Here is a 20,907-nt window from a genome sequence, read left to right on the forward strand (position 1 = left end):
TACTCTCCAACTGCAAAAAGATAAAAAAAAGGCCCGTATAAACGGGCCTTTATGTGTTTTCATTCACGCACTACTGTGCACACCGCCCGTTAAGTTAGGGAGTGCCACCACCAAGCTGCAACTGTCGTTGCTGTCGAAATGTCGTATGAATGCATGAATTACTCGTTGTTTTTTCAAACTTCAATAGGATTTGAAGCTGTTAGTACGTATACTTTGTGTGTATAGAAGAAAACAAATTGCCCTTTGTGTCAACCTAAAATTTGCATAAGACATTGAAAATAGATCTACATAGCCACACAAAATTCTCTGATGGCCACTTAACGCCAGAAGAGCTAATCCTTCGCGCACACACTATGCAGGTGGATGCGCTTGCCGTTACCGACCACGATACCGTTGCCGGTTTGGAAGAAGCACACGCTACTCAAGCCAAGCAAAAACGAGCACTAACCATTATTGATGGTGTTGAAATTTCCACCACTTGGCATAGTTTCGATATCCATATTGTTGGGTTGAATGTGGACAGACACTGCCCAAAGTTTCTTGAAAGGCTACAAGGTCAATCGGAAACTCGTGAAGCTCGGTCTGAAAAAATTGCCAGTAAGCTTGAAAAGTGCGGGTTTGAAGGTGTTTTAGCGCGTGCAAAAGCTCTAGCGGGCGTTGGCCAGGTAACACGAGCTCACTTTGCACGGGTATTGGTAAACAATTACGGTGTGCCCAGTATGGACGCCGCGTTTAAAAAGTATCTGGGCAAAGGTAAACGTGCAGCAGTGAAAGCTGAGTGGCCAAGCATTGAAACGGCTATTGAGTGGATCCACGATGCAGGTGGACAAGCTGTATTGGCTCACCCAGCCCATTATGACATGACAGCCAAATGGCTTAGGCGCTTAGTTGCCCTTTTTGAACAAGCGGGTGGTGATGCTATTGAAACCGCGTTTCCTGGAATTAATAAAACAAAGCAAGAGCTTATTAATGAGCTTGCACAAACCCATCAATTGTTAGCATCAGCGGGCTCTGATTTTCATTTCCCTTCTCGCTGGACTGAATTAGGTAAAAACTTGGGCATTAGTAGTAAGCTCACGCCGGTGTGGCATAATTGGCAGCAGTTTGAAGGGCAGATGGCTGAAAGCTAGGAAAATCTAATTTGCTACGCTCACGGTATAAATGTATGACGTAAGGCAAATGGTTCACGTGCAGTTGATGCGCGCTATTGCTAATTAAAATGCTGAGAGTCGGTTAGTAAAAAGCCCAAAAGCGAATTTAGCCAACAAGCTTAATAAGTGGACAGTCACTTACCCCGTTGGCAAAGTGGTAGTATCAACCTGCGCGTTTAAGAAAAGGAAGTAATTATGAGTCAATTTTTCTATGTGCACCCCGACAATCCGCAAAAACGCCTAATCAGTCAGGCTTGTGAGTTAATTCGAGAGGGGGCAGTGGTGGTGTATCCGACAGACTCAGGCTACGCCATAGGTTGCCAAATGGAAGACAAAAAGGCGCTTGAGCAGTTGTGTCGTATTCGTCAAATCGATAAAGACCACAACTTTACCTTAATGTGTCGAGACATGTCTGAGCTATCAATTTACGCAAAAGTTGACAACACGGCGTTCAGACAAATTAAGAACAACACACCTGGGCGTTACACCTTTGTGTTGAAAGCGACCCGCGAGGTCCCCAAGCGTTTGCAAAACCCTAAACGTAAAACCATAGGTATTCGCGTACCCGACAACGCTATTGCACTAGCATTATTGGAAGAGCTAGGAGAACCGTTGATGTCTACGTCTTTGATTTTGCCAGGTAACACCATGGCCGAATCAGACCCGGATGTCATTCGCGACAACTTGGAAAAGCAAGTTGGGCTTATCATTCACGGTGGTTACATCGGAGAGCAGCCCACTACCGTGGTTGATTTGTCGGAAGACACGCCAGTAATTGTGCGACATGGCACGGGCGAACCGTCTCCCTTTGAGTAACTTTCGTTTTACTGTTTTTTCGAACAGATTGCTGTAAATAGCTTCTTTTGCTTGTTGCAGGTGAAAGTTATAGTAGGGACCGTAAGCTAAGTTTCTAAGGCCTGTCGTGCGTTGATGTATAACAATGTTCGATGGGTCCTAGCATGAACGCGTAAATAATAATATCAATAATCGCCGCTTTGTTAGCGCGTAAAAACGGTTGTGGAACTGTGTCAGAGCTTGTTGAAGAAAATAATAACGATAACGAGGCCTCCGGTAAAAAGGGGCTTGCGACACCTGTTCAGCAACCGTTGCCACTTGCGTTTATTAATGGCGAAGCGCTAATTGAAAAACCTGAAGATCTCTTCATTCCACCCGATGCCCTAGAGGTCATACTAGAAACCTTCGAAGGGCCTCTCGATTTACTGCTTTATCTAATTAGAAAACAAAAGTTTGATATCACCACATTGCCCATCGCTGATGTTACCAAGCAGTATATGGAATACGTGGATGCCATGATGTCGCTAAAATTAGAGCTAGCGGCAGAGTACTTGTTGATGGCAGCCATATTGGCAGAAATTAAGTCCAGACTTCTACTACCTAAACGCAGTGATGATTCTGACGAAGAAGAAGACCCTCGCGCAGAGCTTATTCGCCGATTAAAAGAATACGAGCTTAGTAAAGCAAGCGGCAGAAGATTTAGATATTCAGCCTAGGCTTGAGAGGGATATTTTCACCACTCATGTTGAACTTAGTGAGAGTGTGGCGCCAATTCGCATTGAGCCCGATGTGTCTTTAGCTGAAATTGTATTAGCGTTCAGTGCGGCCATGAAGCGCGCTGAAGCGTTTGAACACCATACCATTGCACGGGAAGCACTGAGTACGCGAGAGCGCATGTCGCTTATATTGTCGTTACTCACAACAACAGAATACACGCCGCTTGAACGCCTATTTACGGTTGAAGAAGGTAAAGCTGGTGTAGTGGTTTGCTTCTTAGCAATTTTAGAATTAGTAAAAGAACAGCTAATTTTATGCATTCAGGCAGGTCCTTATGCAAAAATTCATGTAAAATTAGGTGCCCATGAAGAAAATTAACACGGCGCAGCTTAAACAATTGGTAGAGGCAGCAATATTTGTTGCTGATAAACCTATTTCAAAGCAGCATTTAAAAGAAACGGTACTCAATGAGTTTACCGTCGCTGATAGAACCTTGAGTAAGGTGATTAACGAGCTAAAGTTAGACTATCAGCCAAGAGGCATTCAACTGGTGGAAGTAGCAAGTGGCTATCGCTTTCAGTCGTTAGATGCGTTAAGCCCGTGGTTAAGTAAATTGTGGCAGGAAAATGCGCCAAAGTATTCTAGAGCAATGCTCGAAACCTTGGCACTCATTGCCTATCGTCAACCTATAACCCGCGGAGAAATAGAGCAGGTAAGGGGCGTGGCGGTAAGTAGTAATATTATAAAGACACTCACAGAACGAGACTGGGTAAAGGTAGTAGGCCACAAAGAAGTGCCTGGGCGACCAGCGCTTTATGCAACTACCAAAGGTTTCTTAGACTATTTTTCGATGACGTCGTTGAGCGATTTGCCCAATGCTGACGTTTTCGAAAACATGGCAGAAAGCGTTGCGTCAGACTCGCCGCTTAAGGTGTTAAATGAGGCACCGTCAGAATAGACCGTGCGACCGTAAACAAGCAATTAAAGAGTGAAAACCCATGACTGAAAAGTTGCAAAAAGTACTGGCTAACCAAGGGCTAGGCTCGCGACGAGAAATGGAACGTTGGATTGAAGAAGGCCGAGTATCGGTCGATGGCACTAAAGCGACATTAGGAGATAGAGTCGATCATACTGCGCAAATTCGTGTGGATGGTCATTTGTTATCTCGCCAGACAGAACAGCCTGTCTGCCGTGTGTTGATGTACAATAAGCCTGAAGGTGAATTGTGCAGCCGTCACGACCCAGAAGGGCGTGATACGGTATTTGACCGTCTTCCCGCTATTCGGTTAGGGCGCTGGATCACCGTTGGTCGTCTAGACATGAATACCAGTGGCCTACTGTTATTCACCAACGATGGTGAACTGGCCAACCGCTTAATGCACCCAAAGTGCGAAGTAGAACGCGAATACGCTGTACGTGTATTTGGTGAAGTAACAGGCAAAACGTTACATACACTTCAAAAAGGTGTAGAACTGGAAGACGGCGAAGCAAAGTTTTTGACAATTTCAGGAGCGCCTACGCCTCAGCATGCTGAAGATGAAAGCATGAACCGTTGGTACAACGTGACGTTGAAAGAAGGGCGTAACCGTGAAGTGCGTCGTCTTTGGGAGTCGCAGGGCGTGCAGGTTAGCCGATTAATCCGCGTTAAGTACGGCCCAATTGAACTGCAAAAGCGCCTACCGCAAGGGGCGTGGGTAGAGCTAGGTCTAGAAGATGTGAATGCCCTTCGTAGCCATGTTCAATTGCCGGATGAAACGCAGACGATGGTCAATGTGCGCCAAGGTAAACTGGATCACGCCCGCTTAAGTCGTATGCGCCGTTCGGTTAAAAAGCACAAAGTACGCAAGCAGCAAGGCTTGAATAAACGTGCTGGACGTCCAGGCAAACGTAAATAGTATCTAACTAAATACTTAAGGCCGCGAGCAAATGCTTGCGGCTTTTTTTATACCAGTGTTAAACACAAGTCCAATAACAACCAGAGTTGTTTAATTAACCCTATTAATCATTAAGCGCGTTTCGATCTTCTTTTCAAACCGTGGCGTAGGAAATTACGAATCAGCTACGTCAAGTAGTTAAAGGCACACGGAATAGGAGATTGTTATGAAAGACATGCCTCAACTAGGAATGGGAACGTTTCGTTTAAAAAATGACGAGGCCCGTGAATCACTAAGTAAAGCCCTAAAAGTAGGGTTTAGGCATATTGATACCGCACAGATCTATGATAACGAAGCTGAAGTTGGCGATGCAATAAAAACCAGCGGGCTAGATAGGAGCGAGCTATTTGTTACCACCAAAGTGTGGCATGAATCCTTGGGCGACGATCACTTTATCCCAAGTGTTCACGAAAGCTTAGAAAAGCTGAAGCTAGAGTATGTAGATTTACTTCTCATTCATTGGCCGTATCCAGGAAATGGTATTTCACTAGAGAGTTACTTAGGCAATCTTGCCAAGGCGAAAGAGCTAGGACTTACGCGTCATATAGGGGTATCTAATTTCACTATCGATTTGCTAAACAAGGCTGAAGAAATTTTAGGTGAAGGCGAAATTTACACCAATCAAATTGAAATACATCCTTTCATGCAAAACAAAAAAGTAGTGGAAGCTGGCAAGGAAAAAGGCATTAGAGCTACCGCGTATATGCCGTTTGCTGTGGGAAAAGTAATGAAAGACGAAACGCTGTTAAACATTGCTCAAGACCATAATGCTACGCCGGCGCAAGTGGTATTGGCGTGGATGGAAAAACGTCACATTTACGCGATTCCTTCATCAACCAGTGAATTACACCTAGCGGAAAATTTAGCTTATGGTGGTGTTAAACTTAGTGAAGAAGAGCTTGTTCTTATTGACGACCTGGATAATGGCGAACGTATTGTTAACCCCGATTTTGCGCCCAGTCTGGGATTAAGGCTTAACAAAGCTAGCATTATGTTAGGGTGTATATAATACGGTGAATAAGGCTAGCGTAAGTTTACTAGCCTTGTCTTATTTCGTTGTATTCGACATCAATTTAAGGCCGCTTTATTGGTTACATCCGCGGCCTTTTAATACTTCTTATTTCAGCAAATACAATCGATTCAGTGATTAGAGGGAGTGGTGAGTTCGTTGAAAAAGGCCTTTTTGAGAAAAGCTTTGTTCAAAAAAATGCCGTCTACATAAGCTTAATTTATAAAGCTTCCATTCATAAAGCCATCGTCTAAATCGTTAAACACTTTGAGCGACGGGTTCAATCTCTTTGATTACTTTGGCTGGGTTACCGCCTATGACTAGGTTATCTCCAAAAGATTTGGTTACCACCGCGCCAGAAGCCACAACCACATTATCACCCAATGTCACACCAGGGTTTATTACCGCCATCCCACCAATCCAGCAGTTATTGCCGAGAGTAATAGGCTTGGCGAACTCTATACCTGTTGCTCTTTGCGCGGGGTCTATAGGGTGGGTGGCTGTATAAAGCCCTACTTGAGGCGCAATCATACAGTTGTCACCAATGGTCACCTTTGCCGCATCCAAAATGACACAATTAAAATTGGCATAAAAGTTTTCGCCAACGTGGATATTTTCGCCGTAATCGCATTTAAACGAAGACTCGATGTATAGTCTTTTTCCTGTGCTGCCAAACAATTGTTTTAGCAATCTAGTACGCTTTTTGTGGTCACTTTGACAAGTTGCATTAAGCTCGTCTAATTGAATACGGCATTGCTTACGCAACGCCGTTAAGGTTTTGTCTGACGGGTAATATAAATCGCCAGCAAGCATTTTTTCATGTTCAGTCATGTATTTCCGAAACATCAAGCCTTGTTGTTAAAGCGGCTACGTTACTTTGGTCCGCCGTAGCTTACAACGACTTTTTGCTTTAGTTCATCGCTCTCAATATCTAAATTTACAGGGCGATGTAAAATGATGTTGCCATCTACAGTAACAGAGCCACTAATTGATAGCGTGGGTTTGTTATCCGACTTTTTACCCCAAGAGCTTTCACTTTCTTTATACACAATGTCACCCGCAACATGGGATGAACCAGACAAAGTAATATCACCATTTAATGTTTTGATGTGTTTCTCAATGGTTGTATCAACAGCGGTGATATCACCGTTTACAGTTTCAACGCTAGCGCCAATCATGCTTTGTGTAGGAAGCGTAACATTTCCATTTACCGTTTCTATCCCCTTAACCACACTCAGATTCGTATCTGCGCTTACATCACCATTTACAATATCAATATTTCGGACAGTCACATGGCTACCCATTTCAAGATTACCGTTAACAATGCTGACTTCATCTGCGCCGCCGTGATCACTAATTTCTACGTTGCCATTAACCGAAGATATATCCCCAGCATGCTTTCCTTCGGCAATGTCGATATTACCCAGAATTGAACTGAAATCACTGCCTTCCAAAGCGTTTGCATTGCCGACATGGATGACGCAGCCACTTAGTAGAGTGGCGGAGAGCAACATAGCAGCACTGGCAATTATCGACTTTTTCATATTCTTATATCCTTAATGGTTTTTATATACTTTAGATAGCACGCTTTAATGATGTTGGTACTAAACACAAATTTTGATATGACGTGTTATGTGTTTATCACCTTTATTTTCTAAATCAGCTTTATCACGTATCGTGCCATTCTTTAAAAGTTAATTAAATCATAAGGTTAATGGGTTTTTGTGAAAAGGGAGAGCGAGCGTAGTGGCGTGATGCCAAGTTTTATAACTTTTACCGCCAATAGATAGCGAATTTGACCATCCGAATCTACATGCACTTAAGCATAGAAGTGGACAGACACTTACTTAGCTTTAATAAACGAACTGGACGCTCTAATTTAGTGGTAAAGCTCCGACAAGGCTGTTTATCTAAATATTCTTCAACAAAGTATCGAGTTAAAAACATTGTGAGTGTGTGTCCACGGAGTACAGGCTTGAAGTGATTAGGTTGCAGAAGAGCGAGTGTGTGTCCACCAAGTACGGGGGCGACGTGAATAGTTTGCAGGAAAGCGAGTGTGTGTCCACGAAGTACAGGTGCTGTCTTCGAACTTAAATAGTATGTTGGTATTTATAGTTTTTATTTTTCGTTGAGGTGAGAAACGATGGTGAGGATTTATCATAATCCAGAATGTGGAACGTCTAGAAATGTACTTGCAGTGATTAGAGCGGCGGGATATGACGTGGAGGTTATTGAGTATTTGAGTGTAGGGTGGGAACGCGAGCAGCTAAGTTATTTATTGCACGCAGCAGGCTTGACCCCTCGACAAGCGCTTCGGACAACAAAGTCGCCTGCAGCTGAGTTAGGGCTGCTTGATGAGTCAGTGAGTAACGAGGCTATCTTCGAATTGATGTTGAAGCACCCCATATTAGTGAATAGGCCTATTGTTTGCATTCCTATAGGTGAGTGTAAAAAGTCTGCTTCTTTTTCTAACCAAGTAGACGAGGGAAGGGCTGTTTCTAGTAACCTAAAAGAAACAGTGAAATTATGCCGGCCTAGTGAAGCTGTATTGGATATTTTACCTATATGGCCACAAGGCCCTTTTATTAAAGAAGACGGTACACCACTAATTGACCAAGATGGTAAACAAGTAATTTAAACGGAGTAGTTTATGACGGACAAATATGCACAGCTGAACAAAGCCAAAAGGCTCGCATTGGCCTGTTTGGTTTTTGCCGCAGGCGTATTTGTCTTTACAGTATTACTACCCAAGTTTTACCCAAGTTTACAGGGTGCATGGTGGTTAGGGCTTATAAAAATGGCGAGCGAGGCGGCACTCATCGGTGGTCTTGCTGACTGGTTTGCTGTAACTGCGTTGTTTAAACCAATACCAGCCCAGTACCCAATTCCCCACACCAATATTGTGGCTAGCAACAAGTCCGTAATTGCTAATAACTTGTCATTATTCGTTAAAGAGAAATTCTTTCACCCCGAAGCGATAGAAAAACTGATTCGAGACAGTGACCCTGCGAAGGGCGCTGGAAGATGGTTGTCATACGAGAAAAACGCTACTCGCTTAAGTCGCTTTCTATGTGACGCTTTTGCCGGCGTGTTACGTGTACTTGATGACAACCCCGTAAAAGCGTTTATTGCTAAAACAGCACAGAAGGGTATTAACCAACTTGATCTTAGGCAGCTAATGGCTACTTCGCTAAGCGCGGTGACGAAAGAACGCCAGCACCAAGTCGTGCTCGATAGGGTATTAGGGAAGCTAGCTAAACTGCTCGCAGAGCCCGAAACTCAAATTTATATAGCAGATACATTAGTAGTATGGCTAAAAACCGAATACAGTCGTATTGAAAAGCTATTGCCGTCTAGCTGGCTAAGCGAGCAGGGCGCGCTCATTGCTGTTAAAGCCGTTTCAAGCATTTTAGAAGATATATACGAGAATGAGCACCATCCTATTCGCCATGCTTTCGACGAACAGGTGCATGAGTTTTTATACGAACTACAACACAGCCCGTTAATGGAGAAAAAGGTAAACAGCTATCGCGAAAAAATCATCAATGACCCAGCATTAAATACCTATGTTCAGCAATCATGGCGCAAATTCCATCAATGGCTTTTAACGTCGCTTGAAGAACAAAATGGCAAAGCAGAAACTAAAGTGTCGGGTCTTCTAAAAGATTTGGGCACAACTTTAACGCAAGACAGTGAGTTGTCAAAGGCGTTTAATAAGCATATTGGTGAAGCAGCAAAATATATGGCGCCAGAATTAGCTGAATTTTTAACTCGTCATATTCGCGACACCATCAATAGCTGGGACGAACGCGAGATGGCGGAGCAGGTAGAACTAAATATTGGTCGCGACCTACAAAAAGTGCGCATAAACGGCACAATTGTAGGCGGATTAATAGGCGCGATTTTGTTCGGGGTTGAAGCACTACTAGGCCTTTAGCCATTTATTTAAGCAAGTCGCATTAGCAGGCATGGGTATGCATTACGTAAATATTGCTCTGTTAATCAGCGCTAAACGCAAACTAAAAAGTAACTACTTCAGCGCTTCGTATTGGCAACGGATCTTAAAAATGTCTACTTCGCCGTTAGCGCAAATACCAAATTATCAGCGTCTACTTTGCCTTTCAAACCACCTTCAAGCACAGAGCGCTCTAACCTTTGGATGTTGTATTCCGCTGAATAAAGAGCGTCAACGGTTTTTTCGTTTACGCTAAATGGAGGGCCGGCCATTTCATTCTGGTCATACTCGAATGAAATAATTAGCTGAGGGGCGCTTTGAGTAATAGCAATTAGGTGTGCAGCGTATTGCTCGCGAAGGGGGCTAGGCAGTGCAACCAAGGCTGCTCTATCGTAAACGCCTGTAACATCGCCTATATCGCTTGATGTGAGTTTAAAAATATCGCCCACGTAAATGGTTAAGCCGTCTTTGGTGTAAACCTTGCCCTTCGCAGTGGTAGTAACGTTAGGCTCGGCACCAAGCTCTTCAAATAGCTGTATGATAGCCATTTCGCTCAGCTCAGCACCTACCACCTCACAACCTTGGGAAAGTAGCCAGCCGATGTCACGGGTCTTTCCGCATAGTGGAACAAATATGCGTTTGAAAGTAGTGCTCGAGTTTTCGTCGCCAAGCAGACAAGACGCATACTTAACGAGAAGTGCATTCCCTTCAGGTTCGTGAAATCCGATTTCGTTTTTTTGCCATTTACTGTGCCAAAAACTGTGTTCCATGAAGACCTCAATTAACTAAGTGATGTAACTCGAAAAACAGGCGTTGTTACTTAGGGTACTAGAAACTAAAAAGGTAGCGTGAAAACGCTACCTTTTTAAATATAATTAGTTATCAAGTGGTGTGTTGAAGTCTTCAGATAACTCGAAGTCGCCTTCAACCGTGGTGACTTTGTCATCTACAAAGTTTATTATCATTTGCTTCTGAAAATCTTTTCCGCGCTTTTCCATACCGCGTTTCATATCGTAAACGTAGTACCAAGTGTCATCATCGAACGAGTCTTGAACAACAGGGTTGCCTAATACATAAATAACTTGCTCTTTTGTCATTCCAACGCGCAGCTTTTCAACGTCTCTTTGATCAAGGAAGTTTCCCTGAGGAACGTCGATACGATATATCCAGTTCGAGCAAGCGGTTGATGTAAGTGTGATACCAAGAATTACTAATAGGTGTTGCAACTTCATGCGTTAATTTGTCCAGTATTGCCTTTGTTAGTGCCAGCGAATTTCGCGAAGGCGAATTTCGAGGCTGTTTTATTGCAAGCGCGAAGGCATGCTACATTGACAACTATGACCAATCAACTGCATTTTAGTTCGATGCTGCGCTTTTTAGCAGTTCTTTTGCGTTTGCTAAGGCCGATTTGGTTACTTTGTCACCGGCTAGCAATCTCGCCAACTCATCAATACGGTCTTGCTTGGTAAGCGGTAGCATTTGAGTTTCAGTGCTTTGCCCATCAGTGAGTTTAGTAACGAACAGCTGGTTATGCGCCTGCGCAGCTACTTGTGGTAAATGCGTTACACACATTACTTGAGACTGCTTGCCCAGTTTGCGCAACAGACCGCCAACGATAGATGCAGTTGGCCCGCTAATACCTGTATCGACCTCATCGAAAATCATGGTAGGAGTTGCGTGATTGTCACTTGCAATTACCTGAATAGCCAGCCCTATACGTGATAACTCACCACCTGACACCACTTTTTCTAACTTGTCTGCATCCTGGCCCGGGTTGGTAGACACTTTGAACTCGACAGTATCAAGACCTGTGCTAACAGGCTTCTTAAGCTCATCGTACTGAATTTGAATATCGACTTTTGCATGAGGCATATTCATTTGACGAATCTGGTCCTCAATATCTTTACTTAATTTACCTGCAGCACGTTGTCTGCTTTCAGACAACCCTTTGGTCGCAGTTAGGTATATTGCTCGCGCTTCTTCTACTTCGCCTTCAAGTGTACCCAATAGTGTTTCTTGTTCAGATAGTGAATTGAATTCAGCGGCTAGCTCTTGATGGTGTTGATATAGCCCTTCTGGCATAACGCTATGTTTACGTGCCAGCTCCATTGCCTTAGCATAGCGCGCTTCAACTTGCTGTAGACGAAGCGGGTCAATTTCTAATTGATCGCAGTAGCTACGCAGCTCTCCCGCAGCTTCTTCTACTTGAATTGCCGCGTCGTTTAGTAATGCTATCATAGGCGTTAGACTTGCATCATGGGCTTCTAATTCGCCTAAGCGCTCAATGCTGCTTTGAATTACTGATAAAGCGTTGCCTTCATCATTCTCATATAAGTTGTACACGCTAGTTTGCGCTTGTTCTAAAAGGCTTTGACCATTGCTTAAGCGCTTGTGCTCTACTTCCAACTCTTCGAACTCGCCCTCTTCAATAGCAAATTCATCGAGCTCTTGCACCTGATAGGTTAACAGCTGAATTCTATCTTCTCGCTGCTGTGCTTGCTCTTGAAGTGTCTTTAGTGTGCGTTGCTTATCACGCCAGATTGAATGAGTTTCTGCAACTTGCGCTAACAATTCATCATGTTTAGCGTAACCGTCAACTAGATCTCTTTGATGATCTTCTTTCAACAGTTGCAGGTGTGTGTTTTGACCGTGAATGGCTAACAAATATTGGCCTAAGCCTTTTAACTGCTGAAGCGAAGCGGGGGTACCATTGATAAACGCTTTTGAACGACCTTCTTTAGATATAACTCTGCGAATAAAGCAGCTGTTTTCATCCTCGTCTGAGGTAAGTTCATGTTCATCGAGAAAAGCTTTAGCTAACGCGTTATTGCTCAAAGAAAAGTGTGCGATGATTTCAGCTTTCGTACTTCCTTTACGCACAGCGTTTGCGTCGGCACGTTCGCCTAAGCACAAGCTTAACGCATCAATAGCAATTGATTTACCTGCGCCGGTTTCACCGGTTATTGCAGTCAACCCGTTTTCCAGTTGAACCGATAATTGTTTTACAACAGCAAAATTAGAAATAGAAAGATGCGCTAACATAACCACACTCGAATAAGTTGAACATGATGATATATACAGTAACTGATAATATATACAGTATTTTGACTGTGTAAAGTTAAGTCGTAAAAAAATTACGCTAAAAATAAGGGGTAAGATAATAAAGGTAGATAAATCAATGGTATATGTCCACAGGGTTATATGGGGTTATGAGTAACCAGCAGAAACGAAATTAATGAGAGTGCGTGTTTTACAGAAATCTATACAGTACTAATCTAAGTGAAATTCGACAGCCTAAAGCCTGTCTGTAAAGAAGGTTTGTAAGCCAATACGTTGACTGATGAAAAGTGCTTTTAAAACCATATAGCAAAAAGGAGAGCCTAAGCTCTCCTTTAGAATTCCAACTTTAATTGAACTATAAATAGCCAGATAACTATATAATATTCAATAAAAAAGCTTACTGCTGCAACTCACCGCTTCCAGATTCAATGTGTGCGCGTACGAACCACTGGAACTGTTCTAGGTCTGCCAGCTGACCAGTGATCATATCTTCTGATACTGGGTCAATTTCACCAAGAAGCTCTAGCGCCTTTCTATGGTCGCCATTTACACCATCATATACAGCATCTAGTGCTTTAAGGTGGTCAAGTACTAGACCTTTTCCTAGTTCGTAATCGTTCCAGCTGCGACCTTCAACAATGGCTTTTGGTGTGCCTTTTGGTACGCCGCCTAACGTTGCAATACGTTCGGCAATGGTGTCTGTCATTTCGCGTACTGCATCTACCTGAGGGTCTAGCATTTCATGTACGCCAATAAAATTTGGTCCTACCACATTCCAGTGAATGTGCTTTAAGGTTAACTGTAGATCTAATAGTGCAACCAATCGCTGATCCAATACCTTAATTGTTTTGGCAGCAGCATCGTTATCCATTCCAGGGGCTGTAAATTTGATATTGGTGTTACTCATGATATCTCCTATTGAATGTAAATAAATCAGCACGATGTAAAGCATCATAAGGGGCAAAATCTCACTTGCCCTGTGCCAACAACTTACCTAGACAGTTGCAACGGGTATGCCGAAATCTGAGAGTTTTATAAGTACACGTTTTTAATAGAGAAATAGGGGAAGATTAAAAAATCTTTATTTTTCAAGCCTGTAGCAATTAAGAAAATGCTACAGGCTAATGTAATAAATGCACATTAGAAAAGATAAATAGGGAATGAGGCTAGTAAAGCTTGCTGCCCCAACCTAACTTCTTGCGAAGTACGTTGAAATAGCTGTAACCCTTGGGGTGAACAAGATGAAGCTTGTCTACGCTCTTGTTAATGCGAATTTCATCGCCGGGCAGTACGGGTAGAACAATGTGGCTATCGCAACTTACTTGCAACGAGTCACTGTTTACCTTTGATACTTTCATTGATACCTGACTGTCTGCATCAACAACAATAGGGCGACTGCTCAGAGTGTGAGGAAACATAGGCACCAGCGTTAGTGCATCAAGCTTTGGCATAATGATAGGACCGCCGGCGGATAGGGAGTATGCAGTCGAGCCTGTAGGTGTGGCGACAATCAAACCGTCGCTACGCTGACTGAATACGAATTGCTCATCGATATAAATTTCAAATTCCATCATATGAGCAACTTTACCGTGATGCAGCACCACTTCGTTTACGGCAGAATTGTTACTTTTAAGCTTTTCGTGCCGATAAACTTCGACTTCAAGTAAGAAACGCTCTTCAACCACGCACTCACCATTAAAGATAAGGTCAAGCTGTTGAACGATATCATCAGGGTGAATATCTGTTAAAAAGCCAAGATTGCCGCGGTTTACTCCTACAACATGGATGTCAAAACGCGCCAGTACACGGGCGGCACCAAGCATGCTGCCGTCACCACCTACTACAACGGCAAAGTCAGCCTCTTTACCAATAGTAACAAGGTTACAGCTTTTAAAGTTTTCAGTTTCAAGCTCTTCAGCAATACTTTCCTCAACTAATAGTTTGCAGCCTTTGGCTAATAAATATTCGGCAAGAATATTTAAGCTGTCATGGGTTGCAGCGTGCTGAGGTTTTCCAATTAAAGCAACGGTTTGATAGGGCATGGAATGCTAATGTCCTTTCATTTCCAATGGTCGGACATTAGCACAGGTATTTTGCAAAAGAAAAGCGTAAAACGTTGCAGAGTGCAAGGTTTAGCGATCTTCTAATCGATTATAGTCGAGCAGGCCGCCTTCAATAGGGTAGTGCTCGCTAGACCACTGAATCAATTTGTCGCTAAAGGCCCAAAAATTAGGGTTTGTTCGGCGCATAGCGACATTGTCGAGCAGGCAGTCGGATTAAAGTGGTGATAACATTATTTTTACATTGTCATTGCTTTAAGCATGTCGGCAGGTATGCTTGAGAAAAGCAACCATAGGAGGGAAGCATGTCTCATCAAATTATTTTGCCAAGAGTGATGCATATAGGGAAGGGCGCGAGTCAGCGGGTGGCTGAAACCCTCAAAGGCCTTAACTGTCGCAAACCATTATTGGTTACCGATAAGGTGATGGTCGAATTGGGATATAGTGCTGCCATCGTGCAAGTGCTAAATGAGGCTGGAATCAGCGCAGATGTGTTTTCAAATACGGTGCCAGAGCCAACGGTAAAATCGATCAACCAGGGTGTGGATGCATTTAAAGGCAACGATTATGACTGCATTATCGCCTTAGGTGGGGGAAGCCCCATCGATAGCGCTAAAGCCATCGCTATTTTGGGCAAATACGGCGGCGAAATGCGAGACTACAAATTTCCAAGGGTTGTCGATGACGCGGGGTTACCGATTATCGCTATTCCCACAACGGCGGGCACAGGCTCTGAAGCAACGCGATTCACTATTATTACTGACGAAAACACAACAGAGAAAATGTTGTGTGTTGGTCTAGGGTTTATGCCAACGGCAGCTCTGGTCGATTATTCGTTAACCCAAAGCTTGCCAGCACGCGTTACCGCCGATACTGGCATTGATGCGTTCACTCACGCTATTGAGGCGTTCGTAAGCCGCAAAGCTAATCTTTATAGCGATGCACAGGCGTTATCAGCCATGGCATTAATTGCGCCTAATTTACGTACTGTATTTGCAGACCCAACAAATGAAACGGCAAGAGAATCAATGATGTTGGGCTCAACGCTCGCGGGTATTGCTTTTTCAAATGCGTCAGTGGCCCTTGTTCACGGAATGAGCCGGCCCATCGGTGCAGCCTTTCATGTGCCTCACGGCTTGTCTAACGCCATGTTGTTGCCCGCGGTTACCGCCTTTTCTATTCCAAGTTCACCAGTGCGCTATGCCCAATGTGCCCGCGCGATGGGTGTCGCTACACAAAGTGACTCAGATGAAATGGCGAACGAAAAGCTTATCAATGAACTCAAAGCACTTAATGCCGATTTACAAGTGCCCACGCCAGCAGAGTTTGGAATTGATAAAGAGACGTTTTTTGCTTCGACCTCAACAATGGCTGAGCAAGCTTTGGCATCGGGGTCACCGGGCAATAACCCCCGCGTACCCACCATTGAAGAGATGGTCGCCATCTATGTTTCGCTATGGGAATAATCTTTTTGCGAGATGCTAAAACGAAAAAAGACTGCGCCTTGCAGTCTTTTCAACAAGGAGGGAAACACCTACAACCACCAATCATAAAGCGTAAAATTCACTAACAGCTATCGCGCCGTCCAACCCCCGTCGAGCACCATGGTTTGTCCGGTAATATTGCGGGCACTAGCCGACATTAAGAAGCTCGCGGTATCTGCAAGTTCTTCAACGCTAACAAATTGCTTTTTAGGCATGGGTTCTAACATGATTTTTGTTATTACCTCTTCCTCGGTAAGGTTATTTTCTTTTGCCTGTGCTGTAATTTGTTGTTCTACCAAGGGGGTTTTAACATACGCAGGGCAGAGAGTGTTAATGGTTACATTACAGTCACCTGTTTCAAGAGCGATGGTTTTTGCAAAACCTAACAGCCCATGCTTCGCCGCTACATAAGCAGACTTATAGGGCGAGGCTACCAACGAGTGAATAGAGCCTACATTAATAATGCGCCCGTAGTTTTGCTGTCGCATTGTGGGCAAAAAAGCTTGGGTTAACAGAGCAGGGCCAACCAGCATTATGTTTATAAGCTGTTGCCACTTATCAGAAGGGAAGTCTTCTATACGAGAAACGTGCTGTATTCCTGCGTTGTTTATAAGCACATCTACGGTATGTTTTCCCAGTACCTCAGGTAGCGCTGCAACTTGCTCTGCATTGCACACGTCTACCGCCACTGCGCTGGCCGAACCGTCCAAGTACGCAAGCTTGGTCACGGCGTCTTTCGCCGCCTGTTCGTTGATGTCGGCGATGATCACATGATGACCTTGTTTCATCATTGACTCAGCGATACCAAAGCCAATGCCGCTTGCGCCGCCTGTAATAAATATTGTGCGCTTAGTCATTGTTACTTCCGTTTGATTTATTTAATGAAGGGGCACTATTTAATGAAAACAGCAGTTGTTTTACTGCCCTTATTTGCGCACCGTCTCTGTTCGCATAATCGCTAGATGCATAGCCCCACCAATCCCAACAGCCTTGTGGATTTAACGGCATAAATAACGACTTCTTAGTTTGCGGATAAAGCACAACAATATTGTTGTCGTCAGCCCATTCATTCAGACCGGTCTGGGTGGTGTAGGCATCGCCAACGGCATCGGCATACTGGTTACAGCCGTGGAAACTAATATGGGCTCTGCAGGGCTCGCCTTGTGCACAGCTTTCAGGTACATACACAAAACCTTCACTTGCTAATGTTTTAGCATCGCTACCGGCTACATTTTGCTGGTCTATCGAATGCACTTTTCCCGACAAATTATCATCAGGAGCTGAAATATCTTCAATAAGATGGGAAAGCAAAGCGCCTGCGGCATCATAGTCGCAGTTCCCAATGAAGGGGCTCTCTGATTTCATGCAGTTGACGCCATTGTTTTTGGTAGGAAACAAATGTGCCATGGGTTTATCGTTGATATAGGCAATATTTTGAGTGTCTGTCCACAATTTGTATTGCTCAAACAATAAGTCGCTGACTTGTGCAATCACTCTGGTGTCTTGCGTGCCGTGAAAAAGCCAGACTTTTGCGTCTTTCATATTTGAAAGCGAGGCGATTTTTCCCTCAGTTTCATACTGTTTGGCTTTTTCGTTTAGCGTATCAAGGTTAATTTCTCCCTCTACCTTGTTCACGCATTGTGCGAGGGCGGTGGTTATATCACCTTTTGCACAAAAGTAGGGGCCGCCAGCAATGACACCAACGCCTTTCACCCAGTCGCTATGTGCTAGTTGAAATTGGGTTGCCATGTAACCGCCTGAGGACAAGCCAGACACGGTGACATTCTTTAAATCGAGGGTAAGCAAAGGAACATCACCTTGTGCTGATGACTCTGCGCTGAAACTTGGCGAACTAAAGCTAAGCGCGCTAACGCTTAATAAAGAAAGCCACATTGCGCGGCGTAAAAAGGGTTTAGGTTTCATCATTACATTGCTGCCTTATCATTTTCCAAAAATTGACGAATAGCCTGGGCTTGAGCGGATACATTGGTCACGCCTTCTAAGTGACCTAATTTGCCATTTAGCGTAACCAATGTGCTGTCGTTATCCATTGAAATTAGACCTTGGTGTGCACTTTGAGATAAGTAGGGCATAAGAAGCAAATCAGTTTGGGCTGGGATAAACAGCGTTTTGGCCTTTATCGACGCCAGCCCTTGCTCAAGATTATCTTGGTGCCCAGCAACGAAGAGCTGGCAAGCTCGAACCAAGTATAAAAGGTGGTTGGCATCCATAGTTTTTGCCCGGGCCTTCGCTCGTTCACGAAGCCAGCTTACAATACTGTGTGACTGACGTATGTCATTAAGCGGCGCCGACTCAACATTTTTAAAATCCAACGTTTTGCCGGTTTGGTTGAAAAACGAAGGGGTAAGAGCATTTTGCGTAATAAGCATAAGCGAGGCCGCTAAGCCATTAAGGGGAGCCTTTTCTTTGTTGTATTCACCATTGTTCCAGTTGTTATCAAGCGTTATTGGCGTTGCCCAGTGTTCCAGTGCTGCGGTGGTCCATGCATCGCTTTGACCTGCGCCGATAACTGAAATCATACGTTCAACCCAGTCTGGGTAAGCGCTCGCCCAATCGATAGCCTGCATAGAGCCCATAGAAGGCCCAACAACCGCGTGCAATTTGCCAATACCTAAGCTTTCAAGAAGTGCTTTTTGAACATTGACAAAGTCACGTATTGTCACGACGGGAAAGTCTAAGCCATAGGGTTTACCTGTATCTGGATTTATTGACGTAGGACCGGTTGTAATAACGTGCGGGTCGTAAGCATTTAGATTGGCCAGCGTATCAACGCTTATTACATAAAAGCGGTCTGTATCAATGGCCTTGCCGGGGCCGATAATACTATCCCAGTAGCCTGGTGCTGAATCGTTTTCGTCATACTTTCCCGCTGCATGAGAAGAGCCTGAAAAATAGTGGGTAATCAGTATAACGTTACTCTTTGCGTCGTTTAGAGTTCCGTATGCCTCCCAACCTACTTTCACATTTTTGATTTCTTTACCGCCAAAGGTTGTAAAGTGAGGCATTTCAAAAACGCGTTTTTTTACCATTAGCGAAGCGCTTGGCAAGGAAGAAACGGGCTCAGAAGTAGGTGCTTTTGAAGAACTGAGCAATGGCGATTTATCTTCGGATTCGCCAGCAATACCCTGACAATGTACCGTCAACATTAGCGTGGCAAATAATCCCACTAATGCGCGTTGCTTTTTAACTAAATACATCTCAACCAAATTTGCTAGTACTAACTGTTTAACTTGTCTTGAGTCGGGCTTTTTCAATAGCGCGTTGATGCCTTTGCTCTTATTCCACACTAACGTGGAAGTAAATGTCTTTTTCCAATTCATACTCTCTTATCCTTTTCTCAGGCCGCATTTTTACATGGCAATGTTTTGTAAGAGTGACCTTTAAATCGTGGGGCCTTCCGCCATATTGTTGGCTTTGACTAATGCTACATAAAGCTAAACAAGCCAATTGCCATCGCCAAACCAATAACAGGCACCACTACAGTGAGCGCACCCACCGCCCAGTAGGCAGCCTGATGGGTTTCGTTACAAATAGCGCGTATGGTAGTGACCACGTAACCATTGTGAGGTAATGAATCTAGTGCGCCTGAAGATATAGATACAATTCTATGCAGCTGCTCTGGTTCTACGCCTTGGTCAAGATAATGCGGAGCTACCAAGGGTAAGGCAATGGCTTGTCCGCCGGATGCGCTGCCGGTTAACCCTGCAATAACGCTTACTGCAATGGCGGCACCAATGAGCTCATTACCAGGAATTTGGGTCATAAGCGCTACCGTTGTTTGAAACGCTTCAGTGTTTTTTGCAATGGACCCAAACCCTACAACAGCGGCGGTGTTACCTATGGCAATCAATGCCCCGGTCGTACCCGCATTTATGGCAACCGGTAAACTGTGAAAATGTTTGTAGTTAATAGCCAGCAAACACAATACGCCGCCGCCTAACGCCAGAATAAGCGCAAGCTGAGCGAGTTCTTCATGGAATAGAAACGAAATGACTAACACCACGACCAAGGGCACAATTCCGGTAAGCGGGTGGGGGAGCGCTCTGTCTCGCACTTCAGGGTCGCTTGCTCTGGCTTCAAACACCTCGCCGTTATTAACGGCTTTTCTGATCATCTTAGCCAGCCACCAGTAACCGAAGCATGCCATGAATATGGCGACGACAAGGCTAACTTCCCACGCGGCAAAAGGGGAGGTGCCCAAATACTTTATTGGGATCCAGTTTTGAATCTCAGGCGAGCCTGCCGAGGTCATGGTAAATGTTACCGACCCGAATGCCATGGCAGCAGGTATGAAGCGACGGGGTAGGTTGGCATCTTTAAACAAACTCACCGCCATAGGGTAAACAGAAAACGCTACCACAAACACGCTTACACCACCGTAGGTCAAAATAGCGCAAGCTAGCACAACCGCTAATACTGCGCGTTTGTAACCAATTTTGGTGATGATCCAGCGAGAAACAGCATCTGCCGCCCCTGTGTCTTCCATGAATTTACCGAATAACGCACCAAGTAAAAACATAAAAAACCAAGAGGCGATAAAGCCAGAGAAACCGCTCATATAGGTTTGAACGAAATTCACGTCGCCAGTGAACACGCCAATATTGTTGGTGATGGCAACCACAAGCGCACACAAAGGTGCAGCAATAAAGAGGTTCATTCCGCGTATTGTCAAAACAATAAGCAACAACAGACCGCCGACTAAGCCAATCATACTTAACATA

General features: G+C 44.3%; 19 protein-coding genes and 2 pseudogenes. 9 read left to right on the plus strand and 12 right to left on the minus strand.

The genetic code is table 11. The features are described from left to right. Positions 1 to 272: 272 nt before the first annotated feature. The 6 genes and pseudogenes from ACYX4W_RS10225 (at position 273) to dkgB (ending at position 5,606) form a co-directional block, all read left to right on the plus strand. Positions 273 to 1,130: a PHP domain-containing protein gene (locus tag ACYX4W_RS10225; RefSeq protein ID WP_476073107.1), complete on the plus strand. Its 858-nt coding sequence runs from the start codon at positions 273 to 275 to the stop codon at positions 1,128 to 1,130. A gap of 216 nt (positions 1,131 to 1,346) precedes the next feature. Next, the gene (locus ACYX4W_RS10230) at positions 1,347 to 1,967 is read left to right on the plus strand and encodes an L-threonylcarbamoyladenylate synthase (protein ID WP_474807725.1); all 621 of its coding nucleotides are present in this window, start codon (positions 1,347 to 1,349) and stop codon (positions 1,965 to 1,967) included. Positions 1,968 to 2,176: 209 nt separating this feature from the next. After that, a pseudogene (locus ACYX4W_RS10235) lies at positions 2,177 to 3,041 on the plus strand (segregation and condensation protein A). Then, on the plus strand, positions 3,028 to 3,621 hold the full coding sequence (gene scpB, locus ACYX4W_RS10240) for an SMC-Scp complex subunit ScpB (protein ID WP_474807721.1): 594 nt from the start codon (positions 3,028 to 3,030) through the stop codon (positions 3,619 to 3,621). The pseudogene ACYX4W_RS10235 and the gene scpB overlap by 14 nt, the downstream one beginning before the upstream one ends. A gap of 40 nt (positions 3,622 to 3,661) precedes the next feature. Continuing rightward, entirely contained in the window at positions 3,662 to 4,558 is an 897-nt protein-coding gene (rluB, locus tag ACYX4W_RS10245) for a 23S rRNA pseudouridine(2605) synthase RluB (RefSeq protein WP_476073108.1), read from the plus strand. Between the two features lie 205 nt (positions 4,559 to 4,763). Beyond that, the gene (gene dkgB / locus ACYX4W_RS10250; RefSeq protein WP_476073109.1) at positions 4,764 to 5,606 is read left to right on the plus strand and encodes a 2,5-didehydrogluconate reductase DkgB; all 843 of its coding nucleotides are present in this window, start codon (positions 4,764 to 4,766) and stop codon (positions 5,604 to 5,606) included. Between the two features lie 258 nt (positions 5,607 to 5,864). Here dkgB and ACYX4W_RS10255 read toward each other — a convergent pair whose 3' ends face one another. Then, entirely contained in the window at positions 5,865 to 6,437 is a 573-nt protein-coding gene (locus ACYX4W_RS10255) for a sugar O-acetyltransferase (RefSeq protein WP_476073110.1), read from the minus strand. A 41-nt stretch (positions 6,438 to 6,478) separates the two neighbouring features. Then, on the minus strand, positions 6,479 to 7,150 hold the full coding sequence (locus ACYX4W_RS10260) for a DUF4097 family beta strand repeat-containing protein (RefSeq protein ID WP_476073111.1): 672 nt from the start codon (positions 7,148 to 7,150) through the stop codon (positions 6,479 to 6,481). 599 nt (positions 7,151 to 7,749) lie between these two features. On the opposite strand from ACYX4W_RS10260, the gene ACYX4W_RS10265 reads away from it, so the two are divergent. Together ACYX4W_RS10265 and ACYX4W_RS10270 are read left to right on the plus strand one after the other, a co-directional pair. After that, positions 7,750 to 8,244 carry an arsenate reductase family protein gene (locus ACYX4W_RS10265; protein ID WP_476073112.1) on the plus strand — a complete coding sequence of 165 codons (495 nt, stop codon included), beginning with the start codon at positions 7,750 to 7,752 and terminating at the stop codon, positions 8,242 to 8,244. A gap of 12 nt (positions 8,245 to 8,256) precedes the next feature. Beyond that, positions 8,257 to 9,543 carry a DUF445 domain-containing protein gene (locus tag ACYX4W_RS10270; protein WP_476073113.1) on the plus strand — a complete coding sequence of 429 codons (1,287 nt, stop codon included), beginning with the start codon at positions 8,257 to 8,259 and terminating at the stop codon, positions 9,541 to 9,543. A gap of 134 nt (positions 9,544 to 9,677) precedes the next feature. Here the strand turns inward: ACYX4W_RS10270 and tmpT are convergent, their stop codons facing one another. From tmpT to ACYX4W_RS10300, 6 genes and pseudogenes are all read right to left on the minus strand, one after another. Then, entirely contained in the window at positions 9,678 to 10,331 is a 654-nt protein-coding gene (gene tmpT / locus ACYX4W_RS10275; protein ID WP_476073114.1) for a thiopurine S-methyltransferase, read from the minus strand. Between the two features lie 105 nt (positions 10,332 to 10,436). Then, the gene (locus tag ACYX4W_RS10280; RefSeq protein WP_476073115.1) at positions 10,437 to 10,793 is read right to left on the minus strand and encodes an outer membrane protein assembly factor BamE; all 357 of its coding nucleotides are present in this window, start codon (positions 10,791 to 10,793) and stop codon (positions 10,437 to 10,439) included. A gap of 124 nt (positions 10,794 to 10,917) precedes the next feature. Continuing rightward, on the minus strand, positions 10,918 to 12,603 hold the full coding sequence (gene recN / locus ACYX4W_RS10285; RefSeq protein ID WP_476073116.1) for a DNA repair protein RecN: 1,686 nt from the start codon (positions 12,601 to 12,603) through the stop codon (positions 10,918 to 10,920). A 415-nt stretch (positions 12,604 to 13,018) separates the two neighbouring features. Continuing rightward, a complete protein-coding gene (dps, locus tag ACYX4W_RS10290) occupies positions 13,019 to 13,528 on the minus strand; it encodes a DNA starvation/stationary phase protection protein Dps (RefSeq protein ID WP_014976104.1) in 510 nt (169 codons plus the stop codon). A 259-nt stretch (positions 13,529 to 13,787) separates the two neighbouring features. Further along, the gene (gene nadK / locus ACYX4W_RS10295; RefSeq protein ID WP_476073117.1) at positions 13,788 to 14,663 is read right to left on the minus strand and encodes an NAD(+) kinase; all 876 of its coding nucleotides are present in this window, start codon (positions 14,661 to 14,663) and stop codon (positions 13,788 to 13,790) included. 90 nt (positions 14,664 to 14,753) lie between these two features. Further along, positions 14,754 to 14,888 (minus strand): annotated as a pseudogene (locus tag ACYX4W_RS10300) (fatty acid cis/trans isomerase); the annotation flags it as partial. A 98-nt stretch (positions 14,889 to 14,986) separates the two neighbouring features. On the opposite strand from ACYX4W_RS10300, the gene ACYX4W_RS10305 reads away from it, so the two are divergent. After that, the gene (locus ACYX4W_RS10305) at positions 14,987 to 16,147 is read left to right on the plus strand and encodes an iron-containing alcohol dehydrogenase (RefSeq protein ID WP_476073118.1); all 1,161 of its coding nucleotides are present in this window, start codon (positions 14,987 to 14,989) and stop codon (positions 16,145 to 16,147) included. Between the two features lie 107 nt (positions 16,148 to 16,254). Here the strand turns inward: ACYX4W_RS10305 and ACYX4W_RS10310 are convergent, their stop codons facing one another. The 4 genes from ACYX4W_RS10310 to ACYX4W_RS10325 form a co-directional block, all read right to left on the minus strand. Further along, complete coding sequence (locus tag ACYX4W_RS10310) at positions 16,255 to 17,022, minus strand: 3-hydroxybutyrate dehydrogenase (RefSeq protein ID WP_474855668.1); 768 nt, start codon at positions 17,020 to 17,022, stop codon at positions 16,255 to 16,257. Next, positions 17,015 to 18,091 (minus strand): extracellular catalytic domain type 2 short-chain-length polyhydroxyalkanoate depolymerase, encoded by a 1,077-nt coding sequence (locus tag ACYX4W_RS10315; protein WP_476073119.1) that lies wholly within the window; start codon positions 18,089 to 18,091, stop codon positions 17,015 to 17,017. Before ACYX4W_RS10315 ends, ACYX4W_RS10310 begins: the two co-directional genes overlap by 8 nt. Continuing rightward, complete coding sequence (locus ACYX4W_RS10320) at positions 18,091 to 19,506, minus strand: E22 family MetX-like putative esterase (RefSeq protein ID WP_476073120.1); 1,416 nt, start codon at positions 19,504 to 19,506, stop codon at positions 18,091 to 18,093. Before ACYX4W_RS10320 ends, ACYX4W_RS10315 begins: the two co-directional genes overlap by 1 nt. Positions 19,507 to 19,610: 104 nt before the next feature. Further along, positions 19,611 to 20,906, minus strand: coding sequence for a GntP family permease (locus ACYX4W_RS10325; RefSeq protein ID WP_474807697.1), 1,296 nt, complete (start codon positions 20,904 to 20,906; stop codon positions 19,611 to 19,613). Position 20,907 lies beyond the last annotated feature (1 nt).

Source organism: Alteromonas sp. ABH4_454 (assembly GCF_056311775.1).

Bases quoted from the DNA above. Each gene is read 5' to 3' on its own strand.
- ACYX4W_RS10230 (WP_474807725.1), top strand. From the start codon at position 1,347: ATGAGTCAATTTTTCTATGTGCACCCCGACAATCCGCAAAAACGCCTA.
- scpB (WP_474807721.1), top strand. From the start codon at position 3,028: ATGAAGAAAATTAACACGGCGCAGCTTAAACAATTGGTAGAGGCAGCA.
- rluB (WP_476073108.1), top strand. From the start codon at position 3,662: ATGACTGAAAAGTTGCAAAAAGTACTGGCTAACCAAGGGCTAGGCTCG.
- dkgB (WP_476073109.1), top strand. From the start codon at position 4,764: ATGAAAGACATGCCTCAACTAGGAATGGGAACGTTTCGTTTAAAAAAT.
- ACYX4W_RS10255 (WP_476073110.1), bottom strand. From the start codon at position 6,437: ATGACTGAACATGAAAAAATGCTTGCTGGCGATTTATATTACCCGTCA.
- ACYX4W_RS10260 (WP_476073111.1), bottom strand. From the start codon at position 7,150: ATGAAAAAGTCGATAATTGCCAGTGCTGCTATGTTGCTCTCCGCCACT.
- ACYX4W_RS10265 (WP_476073112.1), top strand. From the start codon at position 7,750: ATGGTGAGGATTTATCATAATCCAGAATGTGGAACGTCTAGAAATGTA.
- ACYX4W_RS10270 (WP_476073113.1), top strand. From the start codon at position 8,257: ATGACGGACAAATATGCACAGCTGAACAAAGCCAAAAGGCTCGCATTG.
- tmpT (WP_476073114.1), bottom strand. From the start codon at position 10,331: ATGGAACACAGTTTTTGGCACAGTAAATGGCAAAAAAACGAAATCGGA.
- ACYX4W_RS10280 (WP_476073115.1), bottom strand. From the start codon at position 10,793: ATGAAGTTGCAACACCTATTAGTAATTCTTGGTATCACACTTACATCA.
- recN (WP_476073116.1), bottom strand. From the start codon at position 12,603: ATGTTAGCGCATCTTTCTATTTCTAATTTTGCTGTTGTAAAACAATTA.
- dps (WP_014976104.1), bottom strand. From the start codon at position 13,528: ATGAGTAACACCAATATCAAATTTACAGCCCCTGGAATGGATAACGAT.
- nadK (WP_476073117.1), bottom strand. From the start codon at position 14,663: ATGCCCTATCAAACCGTTGCTTTAATTGGAAAACCTCAGCACGCTGCA.
- ACYX4W_RS10305 (WP_476073118.1), top strand. From the start codon at position 14,987: ATGTCTCATCAAATTATTTTGCCAAGAGTGATGCATATAGGGAAGGGC.
- ACYX4W_RS10310 (WP_474855668.1), bottom strand. From the start codon at position 17,022: ATGACTAAGCGCACAATATTTATTACAGGCGGCGCAAGCGGCATTGGC.
- ACYX4W_RS10315 (WP_476073119.1), bottom strand. From the start codon at position 18,091: ATGATGAAACCTAAACCCTTTTTACGCCGCGCAATGTGGCTTTCTTTA.
- ACYX4W_RS10320 (WP_476073120.1), bottom strand. From the start codon at position 19,506: ATGAATTGGAAAAAGACATTTACTTCCACGTTAGTGTGGAATAAGAGC.
- ACYX4W_RS10325 (WP_474807697.1), bottom strand. From the start codon at position 20,906: ATGTTAAGTATGATTGGCTTAGTCGGCGGTCTGTTGTTGCTTATTGTT.